The sequence below is a fragment of the Thermaerobacter sp. FW80 genome (assembly GCF_004634385.1).
In the GTDB taxonomy this organism is placed as follows: domain Bacteria; phylum Bacillota; class Sulfobacillia; order Thermaerobacterales; family Thermaerobacteraceae; genus Thermaerobacter; species Thermaerobacter composti.
Genome location: NZ_CP037895.1, coordinates 2306263 through 2330966, shown reverse-complemented (window position 1 = coordinate 2330966; position 24704 = coordinate 2306263). Strand labels below are relative to the sequence as shown.

Annotated in this window: 22 protein-coding genes; 19 read left to right on the top strand and 3 right to left on the bottom strand. The window is 73.6% G+C overall.

All coding sequences use genetic code 11. The features are described 5' to 3' along the window. Positions 1-5: 5 nt before the first annotated feature. The gene (locus E1B22_RS09745) at positions 6-491 is read right to left on the bottom strand and encodes a thioesterase family protein (protein ID WP_243123307.1); all 486 of its coding nucleotides are present in this window, start codon (positions 489-491) and stop codon (positions 6-8) included. 715 nt (positions 492-1206) lie between these two features. On the opposite strand from E1B22_RS09745, the gene alaS reads away from it, so the two are divergent. Both alaS and E1B22_RS09735 read left to right on the top strand, forming a co-directional pair. Further along, complete coding sequence (alaS, locus tag E1B22_RS09740; RefSeq protein WP_243123306.1) at positions 1207-3906, top strand: alanine--tRNA ligase; 2700 nt, start codon at positions 1207-1209, stop codon at positions 3904-3906. Between the two features lie 149 nt (positions 3907-4055). Further along, on the top strand, positions 4056-4346 hold the full coding sequence (locus tag E1B22_RS09735; RefSeq protein ID WP_135226087.1) for an IreB family regulatory phosphoprotein: 291 nt from the start codon (positions 4056-4058) through the stop codon (positions 4344-4346). Between the two features lie 273 nt (positions 4347-4619). Here E1B22_RS09735 and E1B22_RS09730 read toward each other — a convergent pair whose 3' ends face one another. Further along, positions 4620-4928: a hypothetical protein gene (locus E1B22_RS09730; RefSeq protein ID WP_135225496.1), complete on the bottom strand. Its 309-nt coding sequence runs from the start codon at positions 4926-4928 to the stop codon at positions 4620-4622. Positions 4929-5045: 117 nt separating this feature from the next. Between E1B22_RS09730 and E1B22_RS09725 the strand changes: the two genes are divergently transcribed. The 7 genes from E1B22_RS09725 to E1B22_RS09695 all read left to right on the top strand — a co-directional run bounded on the left by E1B22_RS09725 (position 5046) and on the right by E1B22_RS09695 (position 12274). Then, positions 5046-5741: a rhomboid family intramembrane serine protease gene (locus tag E1B22_RS09725; RefSeq protein WP_135225495.1), complete on the top strand. Its 696-nt coding sequence runs from the start codon at positions 5046-5048 to the stop codon at positions 5739-5741. Positions 5742-5928: 187 nt separating this feature from the next. Beyond that, the gene (gene ruvX, locus E1B22_RS09720) at positions 5929-6924 is read left to right on the top strand and encodes a Holliday junction resolvase RuvX (protein WP_135225494.1); all 996 of its coding nucleotides are present in this window, start codon (positions 5929-5931) and stop codon (positions 6922-6924) included. A gap of 78 nt (positions 6925-7002) precedes the next feature. Then, positions 7003-8082: an endolytic transglycosylase MltG gene (mltG, locus tag E1B22_RS09715; RefSeq protein WP_135225493.1), complete on the top strand. Its 1080-nt coding sequence runs from the start codon at positions 7003-7005 to the stop codon at positions 8080-8082. 333 nt (positions 8083-8415) lie between these two features. Then, positions 8416-9168 (top strand): RNA polymerase sporulation sigma factor SigK, encoded by a 753-nt coding sequence (gene sigK / locus E1B22_RS09710; protein WP_135225492.1) that lies wholly within the window; start codon positions 8416-8418, stop codon positions 9166-9168. Between the two features lie 203 nt (positions 9169-9371). Next, positions 9372-9890, top strand: a complete 519-nt coding sequence (locus E1B22_RS09705; RefSeq protein ID WP_135225491.1) for a YqeG family HAD IIIA-type phosphatase — start codon at positions 9372-9374, stop codon at positions 9888-9890. A gap of 493 nt (positions 9891-10383) precedes the next feature. Further along, the gene (locus E1B22_RS09700; protein ID WP_243123305.1) at positions 10384-11643 is read left to right on the top strand and encodes a sensor histidine kinase; all 1260 of its coding nucleotides are present in this window, start codon (positions 10384-10386) and stop codon (positions 11641-11643) included. Beyond that, entirely contained in the window at positions 11618-12274 is a 657-nt protein-coding gene (locus E1B22_RS09695) for a response regulator transcription factor (protein WP_135225490.1), read from the top strand. The genes E1B22_RS09700 and E1B22_RS09695 overlap by 26 nt, the downstream gene beginning before the upstream one ends. 684 nt (positions 12275-12958) lie before the next feature. Here E1B22_RS09695 and E1B22_RS09690 read toward each other — a convergent pair. Then, complete coding sequence (locus tag E1B22_RS09690) at positions 12959-14848, bottom strand: S-layer homology domain-containing protein (RefSeq protein WP_243123304.1); 1890 nt, start codon at positions 14846-14848, stop codon at positions 12959-12961. Between the two features lie 119 nt (positions 14849-14967). On the opposite strand from E1B22_RS09690, the gene cpaB reads away from it, so the two are divergent. The 10 genes from cpaB to E1B22_RS09640 all read left to right on the top strand — a co-directional run bounded on the left by cpaB (position 14968) and on the right by E1B22_RS09640 (position 24632). Next, positions 14968-15888, top strand: coding sequence for a Flp pilus assembly protein CpaB (gene cpaB / locus E1B22_RS09685; protein WP_135225489.1), 921 nt, complete (start codon positions 14968-14970; stop codon positions 15886-15888). After that, the gene (locus tag E1B22_RS09680; RefSeq protein ID WP_135225488.1) at positions 15885-17273 is read left to right on the top strand and encodes a hypothetical protein; all 1389 of its coding nucleotides are present in this window, start codon (positions 15885-15887) and stop codon (positions 17271-17273) included. Before cpaB ends, E1B22_RS09680 begins: the two co-directional genes overlap by 4 nt. Next, on the top strand, positions 17263-18534 hold the full coding sequence (locus E1B22_RS09675; protein WP_135225487.1) for a CpaF family protein: 1272 nt from the start codon (positions 17263-17265) through the stop codon (positions 18532-18534). The genes E1B22_RS09680 and E1B22_RS09675 overlap by 11 nt, the downstream gene beginning before the upstream one ends. Before the next feature lie 258 nt (positions 18535-18792). Next, on the top strand, positions 18793-19320 hold the full coding sequence (locus E1B22_RS09670; RefSeq protein ID WP_243123303.1) for a type II secretion system F family protein: 528 nt from the start codon (positions 18793-18795) through the stop codon (positions 19318-19320). Next, on the top strand, positions 19317-20222 hold the full coding sequence (locus E1B22_RS09665; RefSeq protein ID WP_135225486.1) for a type II secretion system F family protein: 906 nt from the start codon (positions 19317-19319) through the stop codon (positions 20220-20222). The genes E1B22_RS09670 and E1B22_RS09665 overlap by 4 nt, the downstream gene beginning before the upstream one ends. Before the next feature lie 258 nt (positions 20223-20480). Next, a complete protein-coding gene (locus E1B22_RS09660) occupies positions 20481-20708 on the top strand; it encodes a Flp family type IVb pilin (protein ID WP_243123302.1) in 228 nt (75 codons plus the stop codon). A 26-nt stretch (positions 20709-20734) separates the two neighbouring features. Continuing rightward, on the top strand, positions 20735-21118 hold the full coding sequence (locus E1B22_RS09655) for a TadE/TadG family type IV pilus assembly protein (protein ID WP_243123301.1): 384 nt from the start codon (positions 20735-20737) through the stop codon (positions 21116-21118). A gap of 233 nt (positions 21119-21351) precedes the next feature. Continuing rightward, the gene (locus E1B22_RS09650) at positions 21352-21897 is read left to right on the top strand and encodes a pilus assembly protein TadG-related protein (RefSeq protein ID WP_243123300.1); all 546 of its coding nucleotides are present in this window, start codon (positions 21352-21354) and stop codon (positions 21895-21897) included. 953 nt (positions 21898-22850) lie between these two features. After that, positions 22851-24137, top strand: a complete 1287-nt coding sequence (locus tag E1B22_RS09645) for an IS256 family transposase (RefSeq protein ID WP_135224104.1) — start codon at positions 22851-22853, stop codon at positions 24135-24137. Between the two features lie 90 nt (positions 24138-24227). Continuing rightward, positions 24228-24632 carry a hypothetical protein gene (locus E1B22_RS09640; protein WP_243123299.1) on the top strand — a complete coding sequence of 135 codons (405 nt, stop codon included), beginning with the start codon at positions 24228-24230 and terminating at the stop codon, positions 24630-24632. The last annotated feature ends 72 nt before the right edge of the window (positions 24633-24704 follow it).

Below are 24704 nucleotides of genomic sequence, written 5' to 3'. Positions count from 1 at the left end.
GTCGCCTAGCCGCCCGTCGCCTGCGGGCCGCGGACCGCCCCCCCGTCGGTGCCGCCCGTCCCCAGGCGGCGCTGCAGCTCGGCGATGCGGCGCCGGAAGGCGGCCCGGTCGAGCACCACCTGGACCTGCCGGCCCTCGGCGATCTTCTCCAGGTCGTTGTAAGCCTCGACGCGACACACCACCCGGTTGCCCTCGACCGCCTCCAGCACCGCCACCGCCCGCACCCGCGCGCCCACCGGCGTCGGCGCCAGGTGGCGGACCTCCACGGCGTAGCCCACCCCCTCCTCGTGGGGCTCCAGGAACGGTTCCAGGACCCGGCGGGCAGCGTGTTCCAGATGGTGGACCAGCGCCCAGGTGGAATAGAGGGGGTGGATGACGCGACCGTCGAAGGCGGCCTGCATGCCGGCGTCGACGACGGCCTTCACCTCGGCCCGCAGGCCGGGCACGAATCCGGGCTTCACCCGCATCACCTCGGCGATCCCGTTCGCCACCGGTCGACGAGCCCCTGCCCGCCCGCTGTCGCGTCCCCTCCGGCGCGCTGCGAGGGCGGCGCCGGGACCGCCGCGGCCGCCGGCCCCGGCGCCCGCCGGGCCGGGACGACCCGGCGCGAGTTGACGGGCCCCGGTGGACATGGGAAAATGCGGGTGATTCCATCGGGACCATGGGGACCGGCCGCTGGCCGTCGGGCCGGTCCCAGGCGATGACGGGACCAAGCCGCCTTCCCGCCCCCCAGAGAGGGAGCCCCCGGCTGCGAGGCTCTCGGGCGGTGGCGTGCAGGCCCTCCCGGAGCCGGTGCACCAAGGGAGGTCGCCAAGGGCCCGACCCACGCCGCCCTGGATCCCAGGGACGGGGACCCCAGGGAAGGGGCGTCCCCGACGCCGGGCCGACGGCGGCCCTCCCCAAGTGCACCCGGCGGCGCGCCGTTACCGCGCGGGTCGGCGGTGCCCCGCCGCCGGGGCGACCCCCGCCGACCCATGGAGGCCCCGCCCGCGAGGGCGGGGTGAAGCTCGGGTGGTACCGCGGCTTGGCCCGCCCCGGCCCTTGGCCGGTGGCGGTTTTTCTTTCGCGCGCGCCGGATCGCGCCGGTCCCGGGCGGGCCTGCGCCGCGCCGTCGGGCCGGGCGGTTCGCGGCGGTGTCCCGGGCCGGGGCGGGGCGGCGCGGTCGGAGCGTCGGATTGGGCGAGCCAACCCCAAGGAGGTGGCGAGATGGTGGCTGCGAGCCTGCCGGGGATGCCGGCGGCGGAGATCCGGGAGCGCTTCCTGCGGTTCTTCGAGCGCCACGGCCACACCATCGTGCCGAGTTCGTCCCTCATCCCGAAGGACGACCCCACCCTGCTCTTCACCAACGCCGGCATGGTCCAGTTCAAGGACGTGTTCACGGGCAAGGAGAAGGTGCCCTACAAGCGGGCGACCACGGCGCAGAAGTGCATGCGCGCCGGCGGCAAGCACAACGACCTGGAGAACGTGGGCAAGACCGCCCGCCACCACACCTTCTTCGAGATGCTGGGCAACTTCTCGTTCGGCGACTACTTCAAGCGCGACGCCATCCGCTTCGCCTGGACCTTCCTGACGGAGGAGCTCGGCCTGCCCAGGGACCGCCTCTGGGCCACCATCTACCGGGACGACGACGAGGCCTTCCGTCTGTGGCAGGAGGTCACGGGCATCCCGGCCCACCGCATCGTCCGCCTGGGGGAGAAGGACAACTTCTGGGCCATGGGCGACACCGGCCCCTGCGGGCCGTGCAGCGAGATCGTGTACGACCGGGGCGAGGAGTTCCGCTGCGATGCCGAGGTCTGCGGCATCGGCGCCTGCGACTGCGACCGCTGGCTGGAGATCTGGAACCTGGTCTTCATGCAGTTCAACCGCGACGAGAGCGGCCGTCTCGAACCCCTGCCGCGGCCCTCCATCGACACGGGGATGGGCCTCGAGCGCATCGCGTCGGTGATGCAGGGCGTGCCCTCCAACTTCGACACCGACCTGTTCCGGCCGCTGATCCGGGCCACCGAGGAGCTGACCGGGCGACGGTACGAGGACGGCGAACGCGGGTTCCCCTTCCGGGTCATCGCCGACCACGCCCGGGCCTGCACCTTCCTGATCGCCGACGGCGTGCTGCCCAGCAACGAGGGTCGGGGCCACGTCTTGCGCCGCATCCTGCGGCGGGCCGTCCGCTTCGGTCGCATCCTGGGGTTGCGGGAGCCCTTCCTCCACCGGTTGGTGGACACGGTGGGCGAGGTGATGGGCGACGCCTACCCCGAGGTGCGCCAGCGGGGCGAGTACGTCGCCCGCGTGATCCGGGCGGAGGAGGAGCGGTTCTTCCGCACGCTGGACCAGGGCATGGAGATCCTGGCCGAGCTGATCGAACGGGCGCGGCGGCGGGGCGACGGGGTGATCCGCGGCGAGGAGGCCTTCGTGCTGTACGACACCTACGGCTTCCCCCTCGACCTGACGGAGGACGCCGCCCAGGAGGCCGGCCTGCGGGTCGACCGCGAGGGCTTCGAGCGGGCCATGGCCGTCCAGCGGGAGCGGGCCCGGGCGGCCCGGGAGGTCGAGGCGGACTGGGACCCCGGCTCGCCCCTGGCCCAGGCCCTGGCGGACGAACCGGCCACGACCTTCACCGGCTACGAGCGATTGGAGGACGAGGGGACGGTGCGGCTGCTGGTGAAGGACGAGGAGCCGGTGGAGCGCGCCCGTGCCGGCGAGGAGGTGGGCGTGATCCTCGACCGCACGCCCTTCTACGCCGAGCGGGGCGGACAGGTGGGCGACACCGGCTGGCTGGAGGCGGCCGGCGCACGCCTGCAGGTGGTCGACACCCAGCCGCTGCCCGGGGGCCGGATCCTCCACAAGGCCCGCGTCACCGAGGGGACGTTGACCGTGGGCGACCGGGTCCGGGCCCGGGTCGACGGCGCCCGCCGCGCGGCCATCATGCGCAACCACACCGCGACCCACCTGCTCCACGCGGCCCTGAAGCGGGTGCTGGGAGACCACGTCAACCAGGCGGGTTCGCTGGTGGCGCCGGACCGGCTGCGGTTCGACTTCACCCACTTCGAGGCGCCGACGCCGGATCAGCTCCGGGCCATCGAGGACGAGGTCAATCGGGTGATCCTGGCCGCCGTCCCCGTGCGCTGGTACTGGACCAGCCTGGAGGAGGCGCTGGAGGCGGGTGCCATCGCCCTCTTCGGGGAAAAGTACGGCCGCGAGGTGCGGGTGGTCCAGATCGGCGACTACAGCCTCGAGCTCTGCGGCGGCACCCACGTGGCGTCCACCAGCGACATCGGGCTCTTCAAGCTCACCGGCGAGGGAAGCGTGGCGGCGGGCGTGCGGCGCGTCGAGGCGGTGACCGGCTGGTCGAGCCTGGCCTATCTGCGCCAGCGGGAAGACCTGCTCCAGCGGCTGGCGGCCACCCTGCGGGCACCGGTGGACGATTTGCCCGCTCGCCTCGAGGCGCTGGTGGAGGCCCACCGCGACCTGGAGCGCCAGGTGCACCGGCTGCAGGGTCGCCTGGCGCGCCAGGCGGCCGACCGGCTGCTGGCGGAGGCGCCGGCGGTGGCAGGGGTGCGGGTGATCGTGGGCGAACTCCCCGTGGACGACCCCGAGGTCTTGCGAGAGACCGCCGACTACCTGCGCCAGCGCGCCGGGGAGGCTGCGGTGCTGTTGGGGGCGCGGTCGGGCGACCGGGCTCTGTTGGTGGCCGCCTTGACGCCGGGCGCCCAGCAGCGCGGGCTCCACGCGGGTCGCCTGGTCGGTGAGGTCGCCCGCCGGGTGGGCGGCGGCGGTGGCGGCCGTCCCGATCTGGCCCAGGCCGGCGGCCGCGAGCCCGGCCGCCTGGCGGAGGCCCTCGAGCAGGGTCGCCGGTCGTGGCTGGAGCAACTGGGCGCGGCGGGCGTGGCGGCACGCGGCCAGGGCTAACGGTCCGCGGGCCGCTCGGCGCCGCCCGGAGCCCAGGGAGCCGTGGAGCGGAGGCGAGAGGTGTGCACCAAGGAGCGGAGCCGGTGCCGCCGGTGGCCGGCCGCGGACCGGGACCGGACCGGAGGCCCGTCGCCGACGCCGAGCCGACGATGTACGGCGGGGCAGCCCCCTTGCCGGCGACGCCCGCGGGGGAGGGCGGGGATGCGCCGCCGGATGCCGCGGCGGTGCTGGCCGCGGTCTACGAGGCCCTCGAGGAGCGGGGCTACGATCCGGTGCGACAGCTGGCCGGATACCTGCTCTCGGGCGATCCCGCGTACATCACCAGCCACCGGGGGGCGCGGGCGCTGGTGGTCCGGGTGGAGCGCGATCAGCTGCTGGCCGAGCTGGTCCGGGCCTACGTGGCGGCCCTGCGGGGCGGGACCCGGCGCCGCGAGGCCTAGGGCGGCTCGCCCAGGTCGCCCCCTGCGGCGGCCGCTGCCCCGGCGGCCGATGAGGGGTGCGGGCCCCGGGCTCCGATGAACGGCTGCGCGGCGTGCCCGGGCGGCTGCGCGCATCGCCGCATCCCGCCGCATCCGTTTCGAAAAGAACGGTCGGCCGTGGCGCGCGTCTACCGTGCGCCACATCCCCGGCGTGTCGGCCGCCAAGGCGCTCGCGGCCCGACGCCGGCGGGAAGCGGCTGCCCGAGCTGGCGCCGCCCCGGCCTCCCCGCTCTCTTACCGGAGGTGAGCTACCCGCGACAGGTCGTGGCCGAACCAAGTGCCAAAGAGGAAGCCGACCACGAAGGCGGTGGCGGCGACGACCAGCCAGAGGCGCCGCAGGCCGGCGAGGTAGGCGAGTTCGGCCTTGAGGCGAGCCCAGAGCCCTCGCCGCGCCGGGGGCTCCGGCACGAGGATGGCACCCTGGGCGACGGTTCCTCCGCCGCGGGGTCCGAAGACCCGGACCGCTCCCGGGCGACCGGGGTCGCGCCGGCGTCGCAGCCGGGGCGGGCGGGAACGCGGCGACGGCACCATCGGCTGGGTCATCACCGATCACCCCGCTTCCAAACCGCCGATGCTCCGTCGACTCCGCGCCGGCAGCGGCCGCCGGGGTGGGCACCCCGCCGGTGGGGTGCCGGCGAGAGAGCTGGAAAGGAGCACGCCATGATCCCGTTGCGCGACACCATCCGCTCCCGGCGCTTTCCCTGGATCACGGTACTGCTCATCGCCCTCAATGTCTATGTGTTCTTCGTCCAATGGACCACGGGGCCGACGCCCGAGGCCGGCATCGCCGCCCTGGCCCAACGGTACGGGGTGGTGCCGGCGGCCATCCCGCCCCTGGGGATGCTGCCGCAGGTGGGCATCGCCCCTTACCTGCCCCTGGTGACCGCCATGTTCCTCCACGGCAGCCTGCTCCACCTGCTGGGCAACATGCTCTTCCTCTGGGTGTTCGGCGACAACGTGGAGGACCGCCTCGGACGCGGCCGGTTCTTGGTCTTCTACCTCCTGACGGGCGTGGTGGGGAACTACGTCCACGTGCTGGCCAACCCCTCATCGACCATCCCCACCATCGGGGCTAGCGGGGCCGTCGCCGGCGTGTTGGGCGCCTATTTCCTGGCGTTCCCCCGGTCGCGGATCATCACCTTGATCTTTCTGTTTATCTTCATTACCGTAGCAGAAGTGCCCGCCTGGGTCTTCCTGCTGGTCTGGTTCGGCCTGCAGGTGCTGAACGGCCTGGCGGCGCTGGGCGCGCCCAACGTCAGCCTGGTGGCCTGGTGGGCGCACATCGCCGGGTTCGTCGCCGGCGCGGCGGCCCTGCTGTTGCTGTCGCCCCGGCGGCGCGAGCCGCGCTGGCTTTGAGCGACGCCGCCACGCCAGGGACGCGACTCGGTGGCCGCAGGGGGAGGCGGAGGCCCCCCGCCAGGGTGGGCCGAGCGCCTGGCCAGGGTGGGCGCCGATCCCGCGGCCGGGGCGGACGCTGGTCCCGCGGTCAGGGCGTGGCGACGCGATGGCGGCTCGGTCGGCGCGGAGGAGGCTGGAGGAGGTCGTGCGCTGGCTCGGCCTGGATCTCGGCGAACGGGTGATCGGGGTGGCGATCAGCGACCCGGAGGGGATCGTGGCGCGCCCGCTGACCAGCCTGCGCCGCCGCTCCGACGCCGAGAACGCGGCCCAGGTCGCCGCCTTGGTCCGCAAGTACGACGTGCACGGCGTCGTGGTCGGCTGGCCGCGCCGCCTCGACGGTCGACGGGGTCCGGAGGCGCACGCCGCCGAGCGGTTCGCCGACGCCCTGCGGCAAGCGGGCGTGCCCCGGGTAACCCTATGGGACGAGCGGCTGTCCACCGTCGAGGCGGAGCGGGTGCTGATCGCGGCCGACGTGTCCCGGCGTCGGCGCAAGCAGGTGATCGACCGCATGGCGGCGACCATCATCCTGCAGGGGTTCTTGGAGGCGGCCCGCAGGCGACGGCCCGACGGTAGCGAATCTCCCCGCGAAGGGCGCGGGCGTGGGGCCCGCCCCGGCGACCCCCGACGGCGGGGAGCTGCGGAGAAAGGTGGTGGGGCAGGCATGGATCTGCCGGAGGAGCGCCGGATCGTCACCTTCCGGGACGAGAACGGCGAGGAGCAGCAGTTCGTGGTCATCGACCTGGTGGAGCTGGACGACCGCAAGTACGCCATCGTCGCCGATCCCGACGACGAGGAGGAGGCCTTCATCTTCCGCCTGCTGCACGAGGACGACGGCACCCCGGTCCTGGTGGAGATCGAGGACGACGACGAGTGGGACGCCGTGGCGGAGGCCTGGGAGGACATGGTCGCCGAGGAGGAGGACGAGGCGTACGCCGACGAGCTGCTCGGCCCCGACGACGAGGAGTGGGAGGAGGCCGAGTGGAGCGACGAGGACCTGGCGGACGACGAGCTGGATGACGAGGACGAAGAGGGCGGCGACCTGGAGGCGCTGGACGACGCAGGGCTGGACGAGGAGGACGAGGGCGAGGATCCGGATCGGGGGGACGAGGGCGCCGGTGGCCCCCGGCGCGGCAGCCGGTAGGCCCGGGGGCGCGCCGGCGAAGGGCTGCGTCCGGGGCCGTGGTGCCGGCCAACCGGCGGGAGGTGGGGAGGGCCAGCGGTGGAGCGCTTCGGGCGGCGGGGAGTGGGGCTGGTGGCGGCCGCGACCCTCGTCCTGCTGGCAGGCGCCGCAGGGTGGGCATACCGTGCCTATCTCCATGCCCTGGAACCGCCCCGACCCGGTTCGTCCGAGGCGGTGGTGGTGCGCATCCCCCAGGGTGCCTCGACGGCGGAGATCGCGGAGCTCTTGCACCGCCGCGGGCTGATCCGGCACCCGCTGGCCTTCCGGCTGCTGGCCCGCGCGCAGGGGCGGGACGGCCGGCTCAAGGCGGGGGTCTACCGGCTGAGCCCGGGCATGGCGGCGAGGGCCGTGTTGGACAAGCTGGCGCGAGGCGAGGTGCTGACCGCCCGCTTCACCATCCCCGAGGGCTGGACCGTGGACCAGATCGTCGACCACCTGGTCACCCGGGGGCTGGTGGAGCGCGCGGCCTTCCGCGCGGCACTGGACCGCGCAGCCGCCACCTGGCCCTATCTGCCGCGGGATCGGGAGGTGCGGGCCGCGCTCCAGGAGCCCCTGGAGGGCTACCTCTTCCCCGACACGTACCGGGTGCCCGTGGACGAACGCGGCCGCGTCGCCGATCCGGACCAGGTGGTGCGGATGATGCTGGACCGCTTCCAGGAGGTCTTCGGTCCGGAGGAACAGGCCGAGGCTCAGCGCCAGGGGCTCACGGTCCACCAGGTGGTCACCCTGGCGTCCATCGTGGAACGCGAAGCCCGGGTGGCGGAGGAGCGCCCGCTGATCGCGGCCGTGTACCGCAACCGCCTGGAACGCGGGATGTCGCTGGACGCCGACCCGACGGTGCTCTACGCCCTGGGGCGGACCTCGGGGCCGTTGACCGCCCGCGACCTCCAGGTGGCCTCGCCCTACAACACCTACCGCCACCCGGGCCTGCCCCCCGGTCCCATCGGGTCCCCGGGCCGGGCGTCCCTGGAGGCCGTCCTGCACCCCGCGGACGTCGACTACCTGTACTTCGTGCTCAGCCCGGACGGATCGGGCCGTCACCGCTTCGCGCGCACCCTGGCGGAGCACGAGCGCAACGTCCAGGCCTATCGCCAGTCCCTGGAGGAGCGGGGCGGCTGAGGTCCGGGCGGATCGCCGGCCCCGGGGAGGCAGCGGGTCGCCGAGGGTGCGGATGCGCCGACGGCGCCGGCGGCAGGCGGCCCCAGGGGGTCGTGGCCGGGACCCTCACCGCCGGCGGCCGCCCACCCGGCCTTCCGCGCATGCCCAATCTCCGCGATCACGCCCAATGGCGCACCGGGACAGGTACGGAGCGGGGCCGCGGTGCATACCGTGGCAGTGCCCCTCGTGCTGGCCGGTTCGTCCGCAGGCGATCCGGCGGGCCGCAGGGGGCGCGGTGCCGGGCACACGGCGGCGGATGCCCGGCTCGCCACCCGTTGGCAAGGAGGCGCTGCCATGGGACCCGGATGGCTGCTGCTCCTTGGGGCGGCCCTGGTGCGCGGTCTGCTCTACTTGATCGGTTATCTTCAGACGGGCCGCAGCTTTCCCCAGCCCCTCACGCCGGAGGAAGAGGCCCACTACCTGGAGCGCATGCGACGCGGTGACGCCCGCGCCCGCGAGGTGCTGATCGAGCGCAACCTGCGCCTGGTGGCCCACATCGCCAAGAAGTTCGACGACACCGGCGAGGACCCGGAGGACCTGATCAGCATCGGCACCGTCGGACTGATCAAGGGCGTCGACTCCTTCGACCCGAGCAAGGGCACGCGCCTCGCCACCTACGCCGCCCGCTGCATCGAGAACGAGATCCTCATGCACCTGCGCGCGACCCGGCGCAACCGGCGGGAGGTGTTCCTGCAGAGCCCCATCGGCGTCGACCGCGAGGGCAACGAGGTGACCCTGATGGACATGTTGCCGGCGGAGGACGACGCCGTGGAGGACGCCGTGGGCCGCCGCCTGCTGGCCGGACGCATCCGGGACGCGGTGCGGGAGCTGGGCCCCCGGGAGCGGCGGGTGCTGGAGCTGCGCTTCGGGCTCGACGGCCAGCGCCGCTACACCCAGCGGGAGGTGGCGAGGGTCCTGGGCATCTCGCGCTCCTACGTCTCGCGCATCGAGAAGCGGGCGGTGCGCTGGTTGACCCGCCGCGTGCTGGACGAACCCGGCCCGCGGCGGGACGGCGGTGCGTCCAGCCCGAACGCGGAGGACGACTGAGCGGTCGCCCCCCAACACCGGCCCCCTCGGCGCCGTCCACCACCGGGCCACGCACCGGCGCCGCATGCTCGTCCGCAGGCGGGATCGCCCCGGCGCCGTGGGCCCCGCCCGTCCGCCCCTTCCGCCCGGTGGCGGACCGGCTGGGCGTGCCGTTTCAGGCGTGCCGTATAATGGGTCCGGAGAACCGGAAAGGAGCCCAGGGCGTGCGGCGGTTGTGGCGGCTGCTGACTCCCGATCTGGTCGTCCCATCCATCTATGCCATCCGCTGGGACGACCTGCGCGGCCGGGGCGTGCGGGGTCTGATCCTCGACCTCGACAACACCCTGGCGCGGCGGGACCAGCCGCTGCCCGACGAGAACCTCCGCCGCTGGCTGGACCAGGCGCGGGCCCAGGGGTTCGTCGCCTGCATCCTCTCCAACAACCTCGAGGCGCGGGTGCAGCTCTTCGCCCGGGCCTGCGGGGTCCCGGCGGTGCACGCGGCCACCAAGCCCCGTCGCCGCGCCTTCCTGCGTGCCCTCGAGACCCTCGGGGTCGAACCGGCCCACGCCGCCGTCATCGGCGACCAGATCTTCACCGACGTCCTCGGCGGCAACCGCCTCGGCATGGTGACCGTCCTGGTGACGCCGCTTCCCGGCAAGGAATTCATCGGCACCCGCCTGGTGCGGCGCGTCGAGCGCTGGGTGCTCCGGCACCTGGCCCAGCGCGGCGTGCTGCGGTCCTAGCCCCACCGGCCGACGCAGTGTGGGCGTCCGTCGACCGTGGCGGGGCGGAGGTCCGCCGGCGGGCGCGCTGCGGGCGCCTACCGGGCATCGCGCTGCGGGAGCCCATGGCCCGGCGCGATGCGGACCCTGCCGGCCATGGCGCTGCGAAAGCCCTCGGCCGGTGCGACGCGGACGCGCGCGGGCCATGGGGCTGCGGACGCCCACCGGCCGGTGCGACGCGGACGCGCGCGGCCCATGGGGCTGCGGACGTCCACCGGCCGGTGCGATGCGGACGCCCGCGGGCCATGGCGGTGCGGACGCGCACCGGCCGGCGCGCTGCGGACGCCTACCGGCCATGGCGCCGCGGGCGCCCGCGGCGCCTCGCGCGCCGCGTCCCGCCGATGCGGGCGGCCGGCCAATCCCATCGTCGGGATGCGGCCGATCCCCGGCGCCCCGGTGACGGTCCGGCGTCGTCCGCGTCTGCACGTCTGGCCGTCCCCCGCCGATAACCCGGATGGACGGATTGACGGCGGGGCCGGCTCCCCTCCTGGGGCTGGCGCGCCCGTTGGCGGTGGTGCGGGTGGAGGCGGTGGCAGCGGCGTCCCTCGGCCCCCTCGATCCCCTGGCCCTCGACCGCATCCTGCGCGAGATCCTGGCCGCCGTGGAGCGCGGCCGCGAACAGGTCCTCGCCGTCGCGGAGCACGCGCGCCAGGAGCACCGCGACGCCGCACGCGAGCTGGATGCGGTGCGGGAGCAGTTGGCGACCCTGATCGAACGGGTGGACCAGCTGGGCCGCCGCCAGCAGCAGGCGCGCCTGCGATTGGTGGAGATCTCGCGCCACTTCCATCGCTTCGGCGAGGAGGCCTATCGCCAGGCGTACGAGGAGGCCCTGCGCCTCCACGAGGACTGGGTCCGGGCCCAGGAGCGGGAGGCCCAGCTGCGCCAGCGGCGCGACGAGCTGGAGCGGCGCCTGCGCCGCCTGGAGGCGACGGTGCGGCGAGCCGACGAAGTGGGGGAGCACGTCCGCCTCGCCGCCGAGCTGCTCTCCGGGAACCTGGGGCGCTTGGTGGGGCAGGCGGCGGACCTGCAGCGACGCCTGCAGGTGGGGTTGATGCTGCTGCGCGCCCAGGAGGAGGAACGCCGCCGCCTGGCGCGGGACATCCACGACGGCCCCGCCCAGATGCTGGCCCAGGTGGCGCTCCGCGCCGAGGTCTGCCAGCGCCTGCTGGCGGACGACCCGGACCGGGCCCGGCAGGAGCTGGAGCGCCTCAAGGCGCTGACCCGCGAGAGCCTCCACGACGTCCGCAAGATCATCTTCGACCTGCGGCCCATGGTCCTGGACGACCTCGGCCTGGTGCCCGCCCTGCGCCAGTACGTGGCGGGGTTCGTCGACAGGACGGGCCTGCCGGTGGAGCTGGTCACGCGGGGCGCCATCCGGCGCCTCGACCCCGCCGTGGAGATCGCGGTCTACCGCGTGGTGCAAGAGGCGTTGAACAACGTCTGGAAGCATGCCGGCGCCACCCAGGCGGTGGTGCGGCTGGAGCTCGCGCCGCGGCGGCTGTGGGCCGAGGTGAGCGACGACGGCCGCGGCTTGGACCCCACCGCCGCGCGCCCAGCGGACCGCTTCGGCCTCGCCAACATGGCGGAGCGCCTCGCGATGGTGGGCGGACGCCTGGAGATCCACAGCCGTCCCGGCCAGGGGACGCGGGTACGCCTGGACATCCCGCTGGGGAGGGAGGGAGGCGGCCATGCCGATTCGGGTCCTGATCGTTGACGACCACGCGCTGCTCCGCGAGGGCCTGCGGCAGGTGCTCCAGCTGGAGCCGGACATCGAGGTGGTGGGGGAGGCCGGCAGCGGCGGCGAGGCCGTGCGCCGCGCGGCCCAGCTTCGGCCCGACCTGGTCGTCATGGACATCAACCTGCCCGACATGTCGGGGATCGAGGCCACGCGACAGATCCGCTCGGCCGCGCCGTCGACCCAGGTCCTGGTGCTGACCATCCACGATCAGGAGGAGTACCTGCTGGAGGCCATCGCCGCCGGCGCCAGCGGCTTCGTGCTCAAGGACGTGGAGCCGCGGGCGCTGGTCGAGGCGGTGCGCCTCTGCTGCCGGGGCGAGGGCTACGTGCACCCGACCCTTTCGGCGCGCGTGCTGCAGCTGGGAACCCGCCGCCGCGAGCGGTGGACCCCCCTGGGCGGGGGCATCCCCGAGCCCCTCACCCGCCGCGAGTTCGAGGTCCTGCAGCTGGTGGCGGAGGGCGTCTCCAACCGGGAGATCGGCCAGCGTCTGTTCATCAGCGAGAAGACGGTCAAGAACCACATCACCTCGATCTTCCGCAAGCTGGGCGTCAGCGACCGCACCCAGGCGGTGATCCACGCGATCCGGGAGGGCTGGGTCAAGGTCTAGGCGCCGGGGATCGGGGCAAGGGCAAGGCCGAGTCGCCGGGGGATTTGGTCGAGGGGGAGACCCCGGGGAGGGCATACGCCCCGCTGGGGCCCTGGAGACGGGACCGGGTGGCACGGTGGTACGGCGACCGGCCGCGAACGGCGGCCGATCGCCGCCGGGCTGGGGGCGGTCGCCAGGTGGCCCGATGGGGTTGCCGTGGCGATCGGCGCTCCCGTGGGCGACGGCGCCCGTGGCTCCCCAGGGCTTCCCTGGGCGAGGGCGCCTGTGCCTCGCCGGTGGCCGCCGCAGGCCACGGAACCCGTGCCCCGCCGGTGGCGCCTGGGCCTATCCCCTTCCTACCCAGGGGTTCCCGCCAAGGCCAAGGGGTTTCCACGAAGGGGCTGCAGGGGCGGCGGGGTGCGGCCGCGGGGCCGCACCTCGCCGCCCCTGCACCGTTCAACACCCGTGCAGCGTCCGCCTCACTGCACCATGGTCGACCCCTGACCACCGGATTATGTTCCCCAGGCCGCCTTGCGCCTGCGCCTTGCACGTCGCCTGGCGCCGTGGTGTGCCACGGCTCGGTGTACGGGGGCGGCCGCCGTGCCGGTTGCAGCGACGCCGGCGGGTGGCGACCCCGGCGGGGTCGCCACCCGCCAGCGGGCCCGATCCTCGGGGCAACCCCGTGGCCGCTTCGGTCCAGCCAGATCAATGGGTCAGGTGGAACACGGGCTCGCGATTCGCCGCCCCCTCGGCCACGGCCAGGTCCAGATGCGCGACGGCGCGTCGGTCGCGCCGACGGGCTTCCAGCTCGAGGGGCAAGGATGAGCCCGGAGCGGCATCGGGAGGAACCTGCCACCGGGCGGTCCACCGTCCGTCTCCGACCTCCCGCAACGGGATCGAGGGCTGGTTCGGCGGGTGGAGGGTGACGACGTCGGTCGTGGCCGGCACCGTCGCGGTGACCGTCACCGGCTCTCCCGGCCGGGCCGGGTTCGGCGCCACCGCGCCCTGGATCCACAGCGGGGGCAGGACGTCCACGTAGACCGTCTCCCGCCGTACGGTCTCCGGAAAGGCGGCGACCACCACCAGGGCCTGGCTCCCCGGCTCGGTGTCCTCCGGCACCGTCCAGCCCGCCTCCCAGGTCCCCGGGGCGGTGCGCGCCATCGGGGTCGGCGCCGTGTCCCCCGGAAGATGCACGACGACGCGCACCACGGGCCCCTCTGTCAGCGCCTGGATGTGGACCGGTTCGCCGGCCTCCACCACGGCCGGCGACGCGGTGGCCACCAACCGGTGGTAGACCACCTCGAGGGGTTCGACGGCGGAGGTGAAGCGCGTGCCCTGGCGGGCCACCAGCTCGCCACGCAGGAGGTAGAGTCCGGCGGGTACCGGGCGGCCCCCCTCGTCCCGGCCGTCCCAGTCCCAGCTGGCGGGAAGCCACTGCCCGGACCAGGTGCGCACCGGCTGACCGTCGGGCGTCAGGACCTGGACCTCCCAGGCGGTCTGGTTGCGGTTCAGCAGCGCGCGGGCGCCGAGGCGGGTCCGGTCTTGGACGTGGTCGCCGTCGGGCGAGAAGGAGGGCGGATCGGCGCCGACCCGCAGCAGCGCGGACTTGTAGATCAGGGTCGCCCCCTCGGCGCGAGTCAGCGAGCGGTCCGGCCGGAGGAAGCCGTCGCCATATCCCACGACGATGGCCAAGTCGACGGCCGCCGCCACGGCCCGGCGCAGGGCGGGGCGAATCCGGTCGGCGTCCCGGTAGGCGCCGAGCAGGGCCTCGATCCGGCTCTCCGGCATGCGATCGGCATACCAGGTCAGTTCCAGGGCGTGGACCAGCATCGCCACTGCTTCGTCGCGACGGACGACGTCGCCGGGCCGGAAGGGTCGGCCGGGTTCGTCCGGGAAGAGGCCGGCCCGCGCGCCGGCCTGCACCCACGGGTAGGCGTCGAGATCGCCACCCGCGCGGTAACCGGGTGGCACGTCGGGGTAGACGGGCGGACCGGTGGTGTCGGGCGCCAGTCCCATGACCTTGGCCAGCAGCACGGCGAACTGGGCGCGTTCCATATACGCGTTGGGGAGGAAGTAGGTCTGCGGCCGGCCGAGGGCGTCGGGACGGCTGTAGCCGTCGGTGACGCCCTCCTCCCAGAGGACGCGGATCTCGTCGGCGGCCCAGTGGCCGTCCAGGTCGACGTACCACGAGCCGGCGGCCTGGGCCGGCACGGACATCAAGACGAGACCGGCCAGGACGACGGCCAGCCGGGACCGCCCCCTGGGCCGCCCGCCGATTCCCCACCGCCCCGCTCGCCGACGGCCCGGAGCCCGTGGACGGCCGCCATCGCCGCCGGACGGGGCGGTATGCGGCCGCGCCGGTGCAGGGGCTGCTCCATCGCCAGCGGTGGGCGCCAGCGGTGGCGTCCACCGGCAGGTCGACGGATCGGCCCGCGCCGACGGGGCTGGTCCCGCCTCGCCGCGGCTGCCGTCCCCGGACCCGCGGGCCGCGACGCTTCCTGCGAACTCCTTCTCCGCGCCTTGCCGGGCCTCCCTCGCTGCAGCCTGCTGGGCCGCCGTCGTCCCGTGATCCTCCTGGATCCCCGTTCCCTGCACGGTGACCCCACCTCCAGCTCAAGGATACCAGTAAAATATTGTCATGGAAAGAGTTGACTTTCCTAGGACCCTGTGCTACGGTGGGTCGTGTAATCCATTATATGGAAGGAGGTGGCCCGGTGGCCCGGCTGTCGTGGCGGTCGGCGATCAGCCTCGCCGTGGCGTTGCTGGCCGGAGCCAGCGCGTACGTCCTCTACGTGGACGCCACCGCGTCCTCACCGGTGGTGGTGGCCACCCGCCCCCTCCAGGCGCCCGTACCCCTGGAGGCCCAGATGGTGGCGGTCACGCAGATGCCCGCCGTCGCCGTGCACCCCAAGGCCGTCACGGACCCGGCCACCGTGGTGGGCAAGGTGTTGCGCCGCGAAGTGGAAGCCGGCGAGCCCCTGCTCCTCACGGACGTCGCGCCCGGTGAGGGTGCGGGCCTCTCCCTCTACCTCCAGGGGGATCAGCACGCCTTCTTCGTGCCGGCCCGGCTGGAAGAAGGGCTGGGTGGCGCCGTGCAGCCGGGTGACCGCGTCGACGTGATCTTCGTCGGCGGTCAAGGATCCGGCGCCGTAGCCCGGACCCTGCTGGAGAACCTGCCGGTCCTTCAGGTCCGGGACGAGGAAGGCCGCCGCTGGGAGGAGGGTCGGCCGCTGGGGGTGCTGCTGGCGGTCTCGGCCGACCAGGCCGAGCGGCTGGCCTACGCCCTCACCTACGGGCGCGTCTACCTGGCCCTGGCATCGGCCACGGGTGGCGAGGGAGGGAGCGGCGGCATCACCTGGGACAACCTCTTCCTGCGTCGCCCCACCGCGGTGCCGGCGCCCGGCACCGCGGGGCCTCCGCCTGTCGACGAGCCCGGGGCGTCGCCGCAGGGGACGGAGGGCCCTGGGACCGGCGCGACCGGGGGAGACGTCGGTCCGGAGCCCGGCGGCGAGGCGAACGTCGACACCGGCTCGGCACCGGCGGAGACGTCGTCCCGCGCGGATGTGCCGGCGGGTTCGGCGCCGATCCCGCTGGTGGACCCAGCCTGGGTGGGCGAGGGGGAGGATGCCCCGTGACCGGGGAGCCCAAGACCTGGTGGTATGGCGTGGGGTTGCGTCCCGAGCAGATCGAACGGCTCGCCCGTCGTCCGGGCTGGGCGCCCGCCGGTCTGGCCCGGACGGCCGACGCGGTCACCGATCCCCGTGGACCGGTGGACTTGTGGCTGGTCCAGGCCGGGGACCTGGCGGATGCCCTGCGCAGCGGGCGCATCATCCGCGAACGGCACGGGCAGGGGGACCTGTATCTGCTGGCCCCGCCCGGCGCACCGCTGGACGTCTGGCAGGCGGCGGCTGCGGCCCTCCTCGGTGTCGAGCCGGGCGTGCGGGTTGTGGCTTCCCTGGATGCGATCCCCGATGCCGACGGCCGGGAGGAACCGGCCTTGGCGCCCGGACCGCCCGGCCTGGGCGGCCCGCCGCCCGCGGTCGCGGCACCGCCCGACGGGGTGGCGGTCCCGCGGCCCCAGGCGACGGACCCGACGACGGCCGGGCGGCGGGCGGGGTCGATTCCGCGCGACCAACGGGAGGCGGTGCCTCCACCCCCACGCCGCGATCCCGTTGCCGCCCGCGGCGGGCTCCTCGTGATGGTCGGCGGAGCCAAGGGAGGGGCGGGTCGGACCTGGCTGGCGTGCGAACTGGCCGTGACGGCGGCCGTGCACGGCTTGCGTTGCGGGCTGGTGGACGCCCATTGGGCGGCGGCGGACGCGGCTGTGGCGCTGGACCTACCTCCGGGGCCAACGGTGCTCGATTTGCAGCCCTTGCTGGACGGCGACGACGAAGGGTGGCTCGACCAGTGGCTCGTGCACCCGCGGTCGGGGCTGCGGGTGCTGGCCGGTCCGCCGCGTCCGGACCTGGCGGGACTCATCGAGCCCCCCACCCTCCCTCGCCTGTTGCGACGGGCGGCCACCGCCTTCGACGTGGTGGTGGTGGACTTGCCGCCGGCCCCTGCGTTCCCCACCGGCCCGTGGCCCGAGGGATCCCCCGGCGTCCTCCTGGCGGTGACGACCCCGGAGCCCGGGGCCCTGCGGCGGACCCGCCTCTGGATCGAGGCGCTCGGTGCCCACGGCGTCCCGGGGAGCGAATGGGCCGTGGTCGTCAATCGCTGGCGCGGGGCTGACGCCATGCGGGCGGAGACGGAGAAGTACCTGGCCGGGCCGGTGATCGCCTGGGTTCCGGACGACCCCGAGGCGGTGCAGCGGGCCGCGGCCGACGGCTTGCCGCTTGGCCTGGCCCAACCCGGCCATCCGGCCGCCGAGGCCGTCACCGCGCTCCTCGGGAGGATCCTGGGCACCCCGCTCCGTCCCCAGCGTCAGGGTGTCCTGCGACGCCTGTGGCACCGCTGGCGGGCCGACGTACGGACGCCGGCGGATGGGGGCCGCCGGGGGGTGGGCTTCCATGCGGGCTGAGATCGCCCCTCCGGGGCCGTGGAACGACCGGCGCTTCCTGGAGCTCGTCGAGGCGGTGCGCGAGCGGCTGCTGCGGGAACGCCCCCAGCTGCTCCGCCAACCGCCGGGACCGGAATTGCGCCAACGGCTGGAGGCGTTCGTGACCCAGGTCCTCGCCCGTCCGGGCGTGGCGGCGGGAACGGTGCCCGCCCCGGGTCTCGTCCAGGCGATCTGCGCCGAGATGGTCGGGCTTGGACCCATCGATGCCCTGCTGGGTGACGACGCCGTCACCGAGATCATGGTCAACGGTCCCGAACGCGTGTTCGTCGAGCGGGAGGGCCGTATCCAGCCCTACCCTGCCCGCTTCCGCGACGCGGACCACCTGATCGAGACGATCAACCGCATCGTCGCACCCTTGGGACGGCGGGTCGACCCCGCCCACCCCTTCGTCGACGCCCGCTTGCCATCGGGGGATCGCATCCACGCCATCGTACCCCCCTTGGCCGTCGACGGGCCGGTGCTGACGGTTCGCCGCTTCCACCGTCGTCGCCCGTCCCTGGACGACCTGGTGCGGCTGGGGACGCTCACCGCCGACGCGGCGGAGTTCCTGGCGGCCGCCGTCCGCTCCCGGCGGAACGTGCTGATCTCCGGGGCGACCAGCTCCGGGAAGACGACCACGTTGATCGCCCTTCTCCGGGCCGCCACCCATCCGTGGGAGCGGGTGATCACCCTGGAGGAGGCGGCGGAGATCGACCTCGGTCCCGATCGCCACGTGGTGCGCCTCGAGGCCCGGCCGGCCGGGGTGGACGGTCAGGGCGCCGTGCCCCTTCGCACCTTGCTGCGCAACGCCCTCCGCATGCGTCCGGACCGCCTGGTGGTGGGCGAGGTCCGGGGCGAGGAGGCCGCCGACCTCCTGCAGGCGCTGAACACCGGTCACCTGGGATCGGTGTGTACCATCCACGCCAACGGCACCCTGGACGCCCTGCGCCGCCTCGAGCAGCTGGTGTTGCTGGCCGGGGAGAACTGGGCGCCCTCGCTGGTGCGGGAGCAGGTCAGCCGGGCCATCCACCTGGTGGTCCACCAGGAACGGGTTCGAAGCGGCCGCCGGGTGGTGACCGAGATCGCGGCAGTGCGGCCGGGGGGCCGGGTGGAGCCGGTCCCGCTCCAGCCCCACCCCGAGGCCGAACGGTGGCGCCGGGACCCGACGCGTGCGGCGTCGACGGGACGGCTCGCGACGGAAGGCGAGGGACGTGCCGATGCCTGGACTGCCGACATCCGTTGAGGCGGCGACGGCCTTCGCCCTGGCCGTGACGGTGGCCGTCGGCGTGGCCGCCTCGGCCTTGCCGGACCCTCCGCCGTGGCGGCGGCCAGGTGGCGTCCAGCGCGGCACCGGGTACCGGCGACGTCCCGGGCTAGGTGGACGCCTCGGGGGGCCGTGGTACCGGCTGGGGATCGCGCTATCGCACGCACCGAGCGGGCCGCACCGGCCGGCCACGGCGAAGGCGGTGGACGCGATGGCGGATGCCCTGGAAGGGGTCCGGTGACCGTGATCGCCCAGCTCCAGGCAGGGCGACCCCTGCGCCAGGCCTGGCTCGAGGCCGCCCGGGAGGTGCCGGCGCCGGTGCTCGAACCGGCGAAGGGTGCGTTCGTCGCCGCCCTGGGAGCCGGCCTCCCCTTGGAGGAAGCCCTGGGCATGTGGTACGCCCGCAGCGGTCTCCGCGCCCTCCGGCGCTGTCAGGCGGTGGCCGCGGCCCACCGACGGACGGGCGGCGACGCCACCGGTCCGATCCTGGCCGTCATCCAGGGCTTGCGGGAGCAGCGGCTGTCTTGGGCGGACGTGGCGGCGCGGACGGCGGAAGCCCGCCTTTCGGCACGGCTCCTGGCCGGCCTGCCGGTGGTGGTCACGGCGTACGCGCTGGCGCTGGATCCAGCCTTCCTGCGACCCCTGTGGGACGACCCAATCGGACGCTGGGGGTTGACCTACGCCGTCGCCTCGTGGCTCACGGGCATCCACCTCTTGCGCCGGTTGGCCGGCTCGTTGACCGGCGACGGGGAGGGGTCCCCGTGACGGGATGGCTCGTGGCCGTGTTGGTCGCCATGTCGGCCGGGGCGGCGGCGGGGTGGGCGGTTCACCGGGGACCGGGCGTGCTGCCCGCCGGGGTGCGGTGGCTGCGAACCCGCATCGATGGCCGTGGCCTCCCCCGTCCGGCCCGACCGGCCTGGGCCTCGTGGATCGAGCGGTGGCCGTGGCCCGCCCGTCCGCCTGCGGATGTCGACCTCGTGCTGCTCGTGCGGCGCGCCGGCTGGCACCGGATCGTCGGAGACGACGGCCTGGGGTGGATTTGCCGCGCGCTGGGCGTCGCCGCATGGACGGGAGGCGCGAGTGGGGCCTGCCTGGCCGTGGTCGTGGCGGCGACGACCGGGTTTCGCCATGCCGGGTGGTGGCTGCTGCCCGGGGTGGGATTCCTGGCTGGTCGGCGCGTCTTCCTGGCGTGCCTCGAGGCGGCCGGCCGGCGACGAGCGGCGCGGGTTCGCGCGGGGTTGCCCGGTTGGTTGGAAGACGTCGCCCTGGCCGCTCGCGGGGGCCTGAACCTGCGACAGGCCGTCGAGGTGGCCAACGAGGTCGGCCACGGTCCCCTGGTGGACGACGCCCGCGAGGCCTTCGCCCGCGTGCGGGCCGGCGAGCCGCTGCGCCGGCCACTCCAGGAGCTGGCACGGCTGTACCCTGACCCCGCGGTGACCGTCGCCTTGCGGACGTTGGTCGAGGCAGAGGCCCGGGGCTTGCCGCTCGCCCAGACCCTGGACGACCAGATCCGCCTGATGCGAGCCTTGGCGGCTCGCCGGCTCCAGCGCCAGGCCGACGGACTGCCCTTCTGGCTGACGGTCGTCACCATGGGGCTGCTCTTGCCGCCGGTCCTGATCGTCGTCCTGCTGCCCAACGTGCTGCAGTTCCTGCGCCTCTACCGCTGAGCGGCCATGGGCGGTCATGCGGGGCCGGCCGGTGTCGCCCGGAGCCCAGCCGATGGACTCGGACCGAACCCGGTGCCGTCCGTGGGGGCCGCCCGGACCGCCAGCGCCGGGGAAGGGGGTGAGATCCCAGGAACGCCCGTCGCGAGGCCGGAAACCGGCGGGTTGGCTGACGTTGGGTGTGCCTCGGAGACGCCCGCGGGAGGCGGTTCGACCGCGGACCGAGGCCCGGACCCACCGACTGGCAAGGAGGCGGAAGCGGTGGTATGGACGGTACTGCGCATGGTGGCCGCGGGTGTGGGCCGCGCACCCCGGCTGCGCCGCTGGCTGGCACCGCTGGCGGAGCAGCGGGGGGCGGCCTCCGCAGAGTACGCGCTTCTACTCGCCCTCGTGGTCATCGTGTTGATCACGGCCTTGACGGACCTCGGCGACGTCATTCGCACGCGGCTGAGCGAGATCTCCTCGGCCCTCGAGGAGGCGGGCAACTGAGCCGACCTCGTGCCCAGCGTGGGGCGGTGGCGGCGGAGTTCGCCCTGGTCGCGGGCCTGCTGGCGCTCCTGGTGTTCGGGTTCTTCGACCTGGCGGTGATCCTGAACCGCCAGATCGTCCTCGTCCAGGCCGCGCGGGAAGGCGTGCGGCGCGCCGTCGTGGAGGGCGGCGACACCGCGGAGGTCCGGCAGGTGATCGCGCGCCAGTTGCAGGCCGGTGGCCTCGACCCGGCGACGGTGGACGTGCGCATCGAACCCCGGCGACCGGCCTACGGAAGCGTCCTGAGCGTGCGACTGGGAACGGTGGTACGACCGGTGACGCCGGTGGTGCGGCCGTTCCTGCGCGACGGGATCCATCTGCAGATCGAGATGCACGGGCGCAACGAACGGCTGCGCCCACCGGACGCGTGACGGGCGGGTCACAGGGACGAGGGGCGGGACGAGGGCGCCCGCGGCGGTGACCGGGGCGGGGCGACGTCGAGGCACCACCCGCGCCCCGGCCCGTCGCCGCCGCGCGCCCTCCTTCCGGTGCGCCGCCTCCGCTCCCGTGCCCCAGCAGGGGTCGAGAACGGACACCTTGGACCCCGGCGGAGGTCCTGCGACCGCGCGAAGGGAGCGGATTGGCGAAGGGAGCGGGTTGAGCGGTGGAGGAACACGGGAGTCGGCGGAGTGCTGCCCGCGGCGGGGCGGTGGCAGAGGAGCAGCGGTTGCAGCGGGGTGCGGTCGCCGCGACCTTCCTGCTGTTGCTACCGGTGATGATCGCCGCAGTGGGACTGGTCCTCGACGGGAGTCGGCTGATCCTCGTGCGGGCCCAGGCCCAGGCCGTGGCGGACATGGCGAGCCTGGCCGCGGTCCAGGAGATCGACGAACAGGCCTTTGCCCGGGGCGAGCCCTTGCTGCGCACCGCGGCAGCCGAAGCCACCGCTCGACGATGGCTTGAGGACGGGCTGCGGCGCGCCTTCGGCGAGGCCATGGCCACCCAGAGCACGATCGACGTGGTGGTGATCAACGCGTCGGCCTCCGCGCCCCGTCGCCATCCGTGGTCGGGGCGCCGCCTCACCGAACCGACGGTGGCCGTCCGCGTCCGGGTGCCGGTGAGGCTCGGCTGGATCCCGGGCCCATCCCCGGTTTCGGTCCGCGTGGCCGCCGACGCCAGCGTGGCGCTCCAGCCGACGGCGGACGCCCGGTGATCCTTCGCGTCGACCACCGCTCGCCTCCCCCTTCGCATTTCCTTCGCACCTCGCCCGCATCCGATCCGACACTCTCACCGCGTTCGCGTTGCGGCCCGCTGGCGGTACGGACACGGGGAGATCCGCCCGTGCACCGGCTTCATCCACCGGCTTACCCACCCGTGGTGGGTCGTCCCCTGCGCTTCGGAATGAAGCCCATCGGTCGATGACCTTAGATTGAATGACCGCCTTAGGACTCACGATGGAACCACGCACTTGGTTAGGATGCACGATGGAAACATGCCCTTAGGATGAATGATGGAAGCATGCTTCGCATGATGGGCGTCGACATGGTTCTACACAGGATCGTCCATCGCAAGGACGTGCCCTTCATTCAACGGGTTTCCCTGATCACCCCTGTCGGCTTTGCAGATTCACCTCACGATGCATCGGCCTTTACCATTTTCGTCATCATGCGGTCGCCGCCGGCTGCCGCGGGTCCAGTGGGTCATCCCAGGCTGTCGCACGTCACGTCGGGGCGCAGCTTCATCCCGCCGACTGCTCCGGCGTCTTCTCCGCGTTGTGCGCGGGCCAGGACCCGCGGATCGCCGCGCTGTACCCATCCGAGCATCCATTGGGGCCATTCTTCATGGGTATCCGTGGGCATCGCCCTGGTCCCGGAGCTTCCCGCGATCCGTCGACGTCCCGGCGAGGGCATGGCGATCGTCCCCGGGCCATCCATGCGACTTCGGTGGCAGGGCGTAGGCAACGGCGCGTGCATACAGCCAGCCGGAGGCGTTGACAAGCCATGGGCAGCGGGAAGTGCATCCGCGATGGCCAAGAAAGATACGAGGGGACTCTTGTTCTCGATGGTGACGTCCTAAACTGTCTGTAAACGCGAAGCGGTCTGGGCTACCATCGGTGGCGTCGGAAAACTCGCCCCAGCTGGGGCACACCGAGGAGGACCCAGACCTATGTCCAGGATACCACCCAGCCAGCAGTTGGCGGAGCTGGCCCGGCAGCTGGCCGCGCAGGCCCGGGAGGGTACTGAGGTCGAGGACCTGACCCATGCCCTCGTCCGCCTGGGCGCCCGCAAGCTCATCCAGGAGCTGCTGGAGGCAGAGGTCACGGAGCTTTTGGGGCGCGGACGCTACGAGCGGCGCGAGCCTGGCCAGGAAGGCGCCCGCAACGGCTACAAGCCGCGGACGCTGCGTTGCGCCGAGGGGCGGCTCGAGATCGACGTCCCCCAGGTGCGGGGCATGGAGGGACTGTGCCAGCCCACGCTGTGGAGGGCCCTCAAGCGGCGGACGGACGTGCTGGAGCGCCTGGTGGTGGAGATGTACGCCCGGGGCCTCTCTACCCGGGACATCGAGGATGCGCTGGCGGAGCTGGCGGGCAGCGAAGCGCCGCTTTTGAGCCGGTCCACCGTGAGCCGGATCACCGAGGCGCTCCACGAGGAGTTCGAGGCCTTTGCCCAGCGGGACCTGTCAGGCCTCGACGTGGTGTACCTGTTCGCCGACGCCATCTACGAGTCGCTGCGCCGGCAGGCGGGCTGCCGTGAGGGCATCCTGGTCACCTGGGCCATCTTGAGCGACGGCAGCAAGGTGCTGGTGCACCTGAGCCTGGGCAACAAGGAGCGCTACGAGGACTGGCTGGAGCACTTCCGGGATCTGGTGCGCCGGGGGCTGAAGACGCCGCTGACGGTGACGACGGACGGGGCGCCGGGGCTGATCCAGGCGGTGGAAGCCATGTGGCCGGAGGCGGAGCGCATCCGCTGCTGGGTGCACAAGATGCGGAACGTGCTGGACAAGGTGCCGGAGGAGGCGCGGCCCGTGCTCAAGCCCTACCTGGAGGCGATCCGGGACGCACCGGATATCGAGCAGGGCCGGCGGCTGGTGGCCGAGGTGGTGGAGCGGTTCGGGCGGGAGTATCCCTCGGCCATGCGGAGCCTGCAGGAGGACCTGGAAGCGAGCCTGGCGCACCTGCGGCTACCCGCCGCCCACCGCAAGCATGTCCGGACCACCAACCTGGTGGAGCGCAGCTTCGAGGAGGAGCGGCGGCGCGCCAAGGTGATCCCGCGGTTTCGGAGCGAGCGGGAGTGCCTGAAGCTAGTCTTCGCCGTGCTGTGGCGGGCGAGTGAGCGCTGGCGGCGGGTGCAGTTCAGCGAGCACGAACGAAAGCAGCTGGAGCGCTACATCGAGGAGCGGCAACGGCAAAGAGCGGCGCAGAAAGAGGTTTCACCCGCTGCCACCGTGGCATGACCCAGACCGCTTTTACAGACAGTTCGGGACTTGACCGTTCTCGATGAAATGGACGTATAATATACACGGTGAATATCCGAGAGGAGCGTGATGACGGTGGCGATCGAGTGGATTCGCAAGCGAGTGGTTCGCGAAGCGCGTTCGTCCGGTGCACTGGCCGTGAACATCCTCCCCAACGCCGTGAGCCTATCCGCTGCGCTCCGGCAGGAGCTGATGTCGGAGAACGGGAAGAAGCCGGGAGTCTACGTGCTGTTCGGCGTGCAGGGGCGCAAGCTGGCCCTGGTGAAGGCCAGCCCCGACGATCCCGACGCGTGGTACATCAATCCCAAGACGGGTCGCACCCATAACAAGCGACTGCTGGCCTTGCTGGCGGAGAAGGGGTTCGGCCAGGGCCGGTACGTCATGGAGTGGAACAACCGCGCCAAGTGCTACCTCTCCGTGGAGAGGGTCGCCATCACGCCGCGCCGGCGGCGCGTGGAGAAGGCCACGGCCTGATCCACCGTCACGCGGTGCGGCCGCCCGAGGCCGCCCCGTGGGGTGGCATCGCCGCGGCGGCCGCCGAGGTTG